Here is a 7,712-nt window from a genome sequence, read left to right as displayed (position 1 = left end):
CAGCCCACTACGCTGCCACCTGTACCCACCAATGAACGACTCTCCTTCGCCGTGGACCAGTTCACGGGGTCCGGTCATACAGCCTATTCCATGCCGCGCCGCTCGTGTGGCCGGCGCGACCCCTCTGCGCGTCGCCGCAGCCGGTAGCCGGCCGAATATCGTTGAGGGACCGTCACATTCGTCGCAAATGCCGGCGTTCGACCAATGGGTGGCGCGACATCTGCCATCGTGATGTCCTCGTAAGGATGGTTGTTGGGCAGCCGTTCGCCGCTTGCCTTGGCCATCCATGGTGAGCTGTACAGAAGCGGTTAAGTAACGTGTCCCGTGCTGACCGCAGCAGGTGTCGGCGCATGCTCGTCGTCATATATTGCAACCGGAGGCGGAACATTGCCCGCTGGTCACAGCCCAGCTGACGATCGATGATGGAGCTTCGGGCCAGACCGACACGGTGAATTGCTTGTCATGGGTTGGTTAACCAGGGTCACTACCGGTGACACCTCGGAAGGTGTCACGGCGCTCGTATCCCGGCCTGATGCGGCTACGAGTTGGCCTCCAGCCGTCGGCGGACTGAAGCCGAGGTTCGGCGCCACCTGCGAGGGCCGAGTCGAGCATTATTCTGGTGGCTGCCCTGGCGGCGGATACACGCCCCTCAAAATCCACGGCAGCCATCTGATACCGAACTCGAGTTCGTCGCTGGCGTCATAATCGGGGCTGGGATCTAGCGGGACGTTCTGCCCTTCTGTGCTCGGGGGCGGTTTTCCCCCGCTCCCTTGGGGCTGGCCGTAGACCGCCACGACCACAGTGCGATCCGGGCTATTCAGTGACCAGACCCCCATTTGGCTGTAGGCGCAATTCGACATGATATTGAGGTCGGCGGGGTCGTGGTACCACCGGTTGATCAAGTCGTTGCCGCTGATGGCGATGGACTGGTTGATCGCCACCGTCTCTGCCACCGGGCCATTGAACCCGGCCCCGTTAGCCCGGTCTTGCGGGGTGGAACCGTCGGAGCCAACGTCGCCGTCGAGGGCGCGATTGTTCAGCACGTCCTCCGCGTGCCGCTGGGCGGCGAGTTGAAGTTGCGGGCTGATTCTGACGTCGTTGTTGCAACCCGACTGGTGCTGAACCGTGTAGACGTTGGCGACAACACTGTCGTTGAGTCGCTTGTTATTCGGTATCAGCGTGTTGTTGTCCCCATCCGCGTTCGCGATCGGAGGCCCCAGCAGCGCCCCGGCGGCCAAAACCACCGCAGCCGGCAGAGATACGGCTTGATGCTGCATGTCCAACTTCTACTCCCTCATGAACCGAGAGCTGGCGGTGGACGGTACTCGGAGACCCTGCAGGTGTGGGAACGCTCGGACGTTCCCTGAAACTCCCAAACAGGCTGCAGCAGCGGTAATTCGAACTCGTCGACCGTCGTCACAAGCGTGCTTGTTGACCATCTGATATCCAGTCAAGGACCGACCCGACCCAGCCCGGCATGAAAGTAGGCTACCCACAACGCTGCCGCGGCGTCTAGATGTTAATAAGCAAAATATTTAGCTGCTTCCGAATCAACAACGTGTTGCGCCTGACCGTTGGCGTGCGGAAGGGCGGGGCTGCCGGCATGGAGGCGTCCGAATAGCAGTGACAGCCAGCACCTCGTAAGCGAGGAAAGTGTTTAGTAGTAAGTGCTGGGCGCAGCTGCTCCGCCTGGCGGCTGGTAGCCGGCGGCGGAGTTCCGCAGCTGCCATATCAGCTCAGGGCAGAGAAGATCGACCGCGTAGGACACCAGGTAATTCGCTGCGAACTCATCGTTGGGGGTGACGTCACTCTTGACGTCTCTCATGATCTGCCCGTAGCCGTCACCCTGGCCGACTTTGTCGCAGATTCCGTGGCCGTAGCTGAGCGCGTCGTTGTTGGGAAAGCCGTAGTGGCGCCGCACGACCACGTCGTAGACGTATTCGACGTCGGGCGCAGGCGCGGCGTGCACCTGAGGTGGCGCCACCACCAGCCCGACCGCCGCAACCGCGGCGACGATCAAAGCGATGGATGATTTCTGGCTGTTCATGGCTGGGGGCCCAGATAGTCGCCAGCGTCACCGCAACCGAGCCCCGACAAAGAGAACCTCGGCCTACCCGCTCCAGCTACCGGGTGCCGAATGGCTACCTTCATAGACCAAGACATTAAACTATATAACGGATAAGATCCAGGCTTTCGGCGTCTCGCCGGTGATCTCGGAGCGCAGGCGGATCCGCACCGCCGTGGCGAAGGGCGGTGACAAAGTTACGTGCGGCGCAGTCGGACTCACAACGGATCGTGCCGCTTCGGAAATCCACATTGGTACTTATCCAACGACGGCACGGGCCGCTTCGGCCGACCGCGGCCGGCTACGCACCCGGCTGGCAAAAGCTCAGACCGCGATATACACCAGATTGTTGTACAACAATGCATCAGGAGTCACCAGGCTCCTCGTTTGCCTCCACGCCCCGGCGAAATCGCGGCGCCCGCGAACACGTCACCTACGATGCTTTCTACCGCCGCACCGCGGACACTTTCTGTTGGCCGATTTGCTACCGGCTCACCACCACCTCAGCTTCGTCTACATCGAACCGACACCGCCGCGCCCACACAACATGCTAAGGGCAGGCTGTCATGGCGTAACTTCGCCCGGCACACGGCCAGCGCCGTAGCGGCAATCGCGGCCACCCCGAGAAGAATCAGCATTACCGAGGCCGGCATTGGCGAAACAAGTGTCGGCTCTTCGAACCGACGACGTCGCGTTCGTCATCGCCACCCTGCTGTGGATGGCTCGGTGGTCGGTGAGATGCCCTTGCCAAGCGCCGCGCCTTGAAGGGGGGTAGGTGAATGTGCATCGTTCGACCCAGACTGAAACATGCTGCGCCAGCGACTAGCTAGGTAGGTAGCGCCCACGGCCATCGCCGCACACAGTGAGAGCAGCGCGGCCGACATGAGCCAGTTAACTGCCGTAGGCAAATCCGAGTACAGCGCGAAATAGCCGGGCCAGGACGTTGCCGCGTAGCCGACGGGAAGAATGATTAGGGAGATCGTGAAACCCGTTGCCAAACGGCGCAAGCCGTGCTGTGTACTGGCCAATGCGTACAACAAGAATCCTCCGACCATGGGATAGGTCACGGCCTGCGGCGCGACGCCCAGATACTTCATGGGCGCCTGGCCGTAGTAAGTCCAAAGGTGCAGCGAATTGCCGAAAAACTCCACGCAGGCAACCGATACGAACAGGATGAACGCCGCAAGATGTAGTCGCCGGCGCGAGACTCCCGCCTCCATCGCTTTGAAGACTAGGTAGGGCGCCAGTCCCACCCACGGGACGTAGCCCAGGACGAGAAATAGGGGGATGGACCTGCCAAAGGCGTGGTATGCCATCGGGTTGTTGTTGGCATAGACAATTTTGCCCAGGATGTCATAGATGGGCTCGTTTAACGCAGCGACAAGGGCAGCCAAGCAGCAAACGATCGGCAGCGCATCGTGATTAGAAATCGCCATCCCCGCGGCGACGAAGATGGCTGCTAGGGCGAGCACGACGAAAATCCCTAACAAGATCCGCGGATCGAGGATCGCGACCAACTGCGGGGGCGCCGGCAAGGCCCCGTCGGCAAGAATCATTATCGGTGGCCCTTCCCTATGTCAGTTCAGAATGCCGCTGCCAGGCCGAGCGCCTGGTGCCGTCTAACGGTCCATGGCGGCCCCAACCTGACCCACTTGGGTTCGCACCTGGTGTCGTGTTCGGTCTCACTACGCAACATAGCATTGCGGCCGTGGCTAGACATAGCTTTGCGTATCTATTCTCAAAATGGAATGCGTTTTGTACGCGACGACGCGTCAGTGTTGCGCTCCCCCACCCCCGTCTAGGGGGTCTGCTGCTGCAGCCGTCGCACCGAATTCTCTTGAGTCGGCAAGGACCGCCGTCGCATCACCGATTCGCCTAACACCATATTCACAATCGCCACGCTCTCATCCTTCGAAGTAGCGGGGTACGGTCACGCAAGGACAAGCATCAAATCGGCTGAGGCACAACATATTTGCGTGCGCACACCGTAAACGCCTCCAGCTAGTCCAGGCCCGTCATGCGTCCTGGTGATGGACAAGGTGAGAGGAGACTAGTCGTGCTGGCACTATCCTTCAGTGACCAGCAGATCGTCGTAGCCGTTTTCCGCAAGGTAGGTGCGATATCTGGCGAATGCCGGGTCGAGCGCTGGCAGCAAATTCATCATTTTCGTGATCTGACCGTTGACCTTCACCTTGCGTCGTGTGATCGCAGTAGTGATCTTGAGTTGACCCATCCAGAACAGATGACCATTGTCGGCCTTCATCGTGAGCTCAACGTCGGGCTGGGTATTGGATGGCCCCTCGACGATCTGGATAGGGTCATGCTTGCAGTCAACGAGGATCGATGCCTCCGGGTCGGTGTAGTTAATGCGAAACGCAGTTCTCGATTTGACGAATTTGGGGCCGAGTTCGGGATCTGCCGCCATGTCTTTCATGAATCCGGTGAAGACATCGTACAGTTGCTCGGTCGATTTGAAGAACGTCAATCGATTACCCTCCTACCTTTCGGATTAGCCGTTAAAATCCATGTAATGCCCGTGCGGCGTCCATCCGATCTGGAACGGCAGCTCGATCCGTGCAACGGGCCCCGAAGCGAAGTCCTCGGTGTCAAATATCTGATACTCTGAAGTGTTCTCCATGAAGTGCGAGATCGGCACTATCAAATAACCGTCGCCCTCGGGGGCGTTGAGTGCGCGAGGGGCGAATGTGGGTTCGAAGAGCACCGCTGATTGTTCTTCGGTATCGATGGTGAAGCTTTGTTCTGCACCCGTGTGAACGTTGCGCCTAATCACGGTGTCGAGCGACCACAGGCTGTCTCCCGCCGCCAGAAATCCCCAGGTGTAGTTTTTCCCGTAGTAGCGTTCGTCAACCTTGGGAAACTCCACGGCACGATCATCAAGCCGCTCACTTTTAACCGATCCTGTAGTCAGGTCGATTGTCCAACGGCCGATTACTCCGGAGCCAAATGGAACGAAGTCCACGCCGAATTCGACTTCATCTTCGAACGGAAATGGTGGCCGGTCGAATATAGGCCCGTCAAGAATTAATGTATCGCCTGCATGGTTAGCCGACATCGTATGCATGATATATTCGGTGTTGAAATCAGCGGTGATCCATTTAATCGGACCATTTATGTCATTCCGATTGATGAGTGCCAGTTTTGTGGGCAGGGTCGGATCCCATCCGAATACAGAAAGTCCCCGATCGATGCGGTCTTGACCAACTATGAATGGCTGAAACGGGATCACCACGTAATTTTCCGTCAACCACATGTCATGCGCATTTTGCGCGTAGGGAGCGTCGCCGATAGCGCGCGATTCCACTCGGCCGTCCGGATGCACCCAATGCAGCGTCACGTAGGGCTCGGTGTCGCGGTATGCCCAGCCGTACAGCATTCCGGTCTCAGCGTCCCATTTAGGGTGGGCGGTAAACGAGTTGTCGCCGAAGCATGCCGGCGGGGTCATTCCTGGTGAGAGCTTGACTGACCACGGCACAATACCGCGAGTGTCGAGCGTCAGCGGATCGATCGCTACCGGGGGGAGGCCTTGTTCAGCTGAGCCAAGGACTTCGCCGGCGAACGGGAACACGTTCACGATCGGGCTGCCGCTTGGTACCCCATCGGTGTACTCATTGGTGATGACGCGGCCCATGCCATAGCCGCGCCAGTCGTTGTAGGTACCGTCGGTCCACTCAAAAAGTCCGACCCCGTGCTTTTCTTCGAGCAGGTACTTGGGGGTCTTGACCCACTTGTTGGTGAAGTCAGCTTTGCCGTCGCGAAACACGAGGCCCTGCACCATGGCATCAGTGGCCGCAAAGCCGTTGAACCCCTGCCGTGTTGGGCGCTTCCAGGTGGGCCCGATCCGGTAGAAACCGCCACAGAGGTCGCTGGGTATCTGCCCTTCGGATACCACACAGTCTTCAATGTGGGCCTCAAATCGCATGGGCTTAAGCGGTCCGAATAGCCGGATGTCGTCGGGAATCGCACTAACCATGACGTACCTCCTATGTGGGTAGGCGTGGCGTCGACCTCGACCACTGTAAAGCGGCGCCATCAGCGTGTCAATTATTCGTGCTATTCGACTGCAAACACAGCGCAAACTGCGCATTCAGCGCCTGGTTGCCTAAGTATGCGCACCTAGAACCGTGCGGTCACCGCTATTTGATCAGTTGTCACGCACCCTGCTGACCTCCGGGCATCCCCGCCAGCCGTACGGGTGCCATTGGTTGGTCCTGGAGGTGCTTCACACGTCGCCTGCGCAGCCAGCGGGGTTTGTGGTCCTCGGGCATCGGCTTCGCGCCGGAGTTGTAGAGCTCTGTTCGCGCCAATGGCGGCGCCATCGATACACTTCGCGGTCCGCGTGGTCTATATTGCGGTCATGGCGAAGATGAAACTCGCTATCGCTACCGCGCTGCTCGCCTCCACGTCGATTGCTATGACTGCACCTGCCCACGCGGATGCAGCTACAGACTTCTTAACGATGGTCAGCAGCCAGGGCCTCAACGTCGGCGATACCCCGCCGGATGTTCAGATAACTTTGGACACGGCCAACACTGTATGTCAGATGCTCCACAACGGATTTAGCCCAGAAGTTGTTGAAAGACAAGTACCGTACGTCTTTCCGCAAGCGACGCCAACGCAAGAAGCAGGGTTCGTTAGAGCCGCTCAAGCCACACTATGCATTACTGCCTACGCGCCGTTGCAGCCGGGCGGTGACTACTAGTTCAACTGTTCAAATGGAACTGAGATTCGTGCATAGGCGTTTGCTGAGCGCAATGACGGCATATCCGTCGCGCAAGGGTTCTCGCGCTTGCGCGTGCTGCCCACCGGGCCCACGTCACAGCAACATTTTCGTCCCGCCTTCTCCAGTCCGACCAAAGCCGTTCGGCCACGCACTAATCGACAGCGGTGATAAGGTCGACCACGGCCGCGGTGCCGGTTCCGTACGGCGCGACATAGCAGATCTATAATTCGTCACCTCAAGGGAGCCACCATGGGCCCATGGCACAATTCATTCGCCGCGACAACGCTGACGATAGCAGTCCTTGGTTGGGCCTGCGACATGCCATCAGCTGGGGCGATCAACGGCGATTACTCCATCAACGGAACGTACGCGGCAACATCGGACGGTGCGTACGCAACGACGGATTACGCATTTCATAACGAGGCAACGGTGCGCAGCACTTGGACGATCTCGTCGACGTGCGAATCGGCAGACCACTGCAGCGGCAAAGTTGTGAGCGACCAAGGCTGGAGCGCACCGGCCACCATGGCACTCGGACATGTCTGGACCGTCGAGCACGACGTTCCAAATTGGGAAAAATGTTCTGACGGCCCCGCTTTCACGGGCCACCAGACATTCACCTTTTCTCCCTCGAACGCCGATGGGGTGACCCAGCCGGGTTCACCCTATCTGGAGGGCCGGGACAAGACCGTGGGCCCCCGATATGCATGCGGCACAACGTGGTACGGCAAGCCGCTCACGGTGGTCCTGCCGTTCCGCCTTGATAGAATCTCCTAATCCCGCTTCCTTAGGGCTCCCGGGCCAATCCCGTTGTGACACAGAGCCGGTGTGACCGGACCCCGTGAACTGGTCCACGGCGAAGGAGAGTCGTTCATTGGTGGGTACAGGTGGCAGCGTAGTGGGCTG

The 7,712-nt window shown here is 59.2% G+C and carries 7 protein-coding genes; 2 read left to right on the top strand and 5 right to left on the bottom strand.

What is annotated here, in order from left to right; genetic code table 11:
- Positions 1 to 611: 611 nt before the first annotated feature.
- From BST14_RS27105 to BST14_RS27085, 5 genes are all read right to left on the bottom strand, one after another.
- Positions 612 to 1,277 carry a CAP domain-containing protein gene (locus tag BST14_RS27105; protein WP_083067374.1) on the bottom strand — a complete coding sequence of 222 codons (666 nt, stop codon included), beginning with the start codon at positions 1,275 to 1,277 and terminating at the stop codon, positions 612 to 614.
- A 380-nt stretch (positions 1,278 to 1,657) separates the two neighbouring features.
- Positions 1,658 to 2,047, bottom strand: a complete 390-nt coding sequence (locus BST14_RS27100) for a DUF732 domain-containing protein (RefSeq protein WP_083067373.1) — start codon at positions 2,045 to 2,047, stop codon at positions 1,658 to 1,660.
- Between the two features lie 716 nt (positions 2,048 to 2,763).
- On the bottom strand, positions 2,764 to 3,621 hold the full coding sequence (locus BST14_RS27095) for a hypothetical protein (RefSeq protein ID WP_083067372.1): 858 nt from the start codon (positions 3,619 to 3,621) through the stop codon (positions 2,764 to 2,766).
- Positions 3,622 to 4,130: 509 nt separating this feature from the next.
- A complete protein-coding gene (locus BST14_RS27090) occupies positions 4,131 to 4,550 on the bottom strand; it encodes an SCP2 sterol-binding domain-containing protein (protein ID WP_083067371.1) in 420 nt (139 codons plus the stop codon).
- Between the two features lie 24 nt (positions 4,551 to 4,574).
- Complete coding sequence (locus BST14_RS27085; RefSeq protein WP_083067370.1) at positions 4,575 to 6,056, bottom strand: carotenoid oxygenase family protein; 1,482 nt, start codon at positions 6,054 to 6,056, stop codon at positions 4,575 to 4,577.
- 384 nt (positions 6,057 to 6,440) lie between these two features.
- On the opposite strand from BST14_RS27085, the gene BST14_RS27080 reads away from it, so the two are divergent.
- Both BST14_RS27080 and BST14_RS27075 read left to right on the top strand, forming a co-directional pair.
- Positions 6,441 to 6,785, top strand: coding sequence for a DUF732 domain-containing protein (locus BST14_RS27080; RefSeq protein ID WP_158085941.1), 345 nt, complete (start codon positions 6,441 to 6,443; stop codon positions 6,783 to 6,785).
- 270 nt (positions 6,786 to 7,055) lie between these two features.
- Complete coding sequence (locus tag BST14_RS27075) at positions 7,056 to 7,583, top strand: Rv2253/PknI dimerization domain-containing protein (RefSeq protein WP_245845787.1); 528 nt, start codon at positions 7,056 to 7,058, stop codon at positions 7,581 to 7,583.
- Positions 7,584 to 7,712 lie beyond the last annotated feature (129 nt).

The sequence above is a fragment of the Mycobacterium arosiense ATCC BAA-1401 = DSM 45069 genome (genome assembly GCF_002086125.1).
In the GTDB taxonomy this organism is placed as follows: domain Bacteria; phylum Actinomycetota; class Actinomycetes; order Mycobacteriales; family Mycobacteriaceae; genus Mycobacterium; species Mycobacterium arosiense.
Note: the sequence above shows the minus strand (reverse complement) of the source record. Positions and strands in the feature narration are given on the sequence as shown.

Coding starts and splice junctions, on each gene's coding strand:
- BST14_RS27105 (WP_083067374.1), bottom strand. CDS start 1,277: ATGCAGCATCAAGCCGTATCTCTGCCGGCTGCGGTGGTTTTGGCCGCC.
- BST14_RS27100 (WP_083067373.1), bottom strand. CDS start 2,047: ATGAACAGCCAGAAATCATCCATCGCTTTGATCGTCGCCGCGGTTGCG.
- BST14_RS27095 (WP_083067372.1), bottom strand. CDS start 3,621: ATGATTCTTGCCGACGGGGCCTTGCCGGCGCCCCCGCAGTTGGTCGCG.
- BST14_RS27085 (WP_083067370.1), bottom strand. CDS start 6,056: ATGGTTAGTGCGATTCCCGACGACATCCGGCTATTCGGACCGCTTAAG.
- BST14_RS27080 (WP_158085941.1), top strand. CDS start 6,441: ATGGCGAAGATGAAACTCGCTATCGCTACCGCGCTGCTCGCCTCCACG.
- BST14_RS27075 (WP_245845787.1), top strand. CDS start 7,056: ATGGGCCCATGGCACAATTCATTCGCCGCGACAACGCTGACGATAGCA.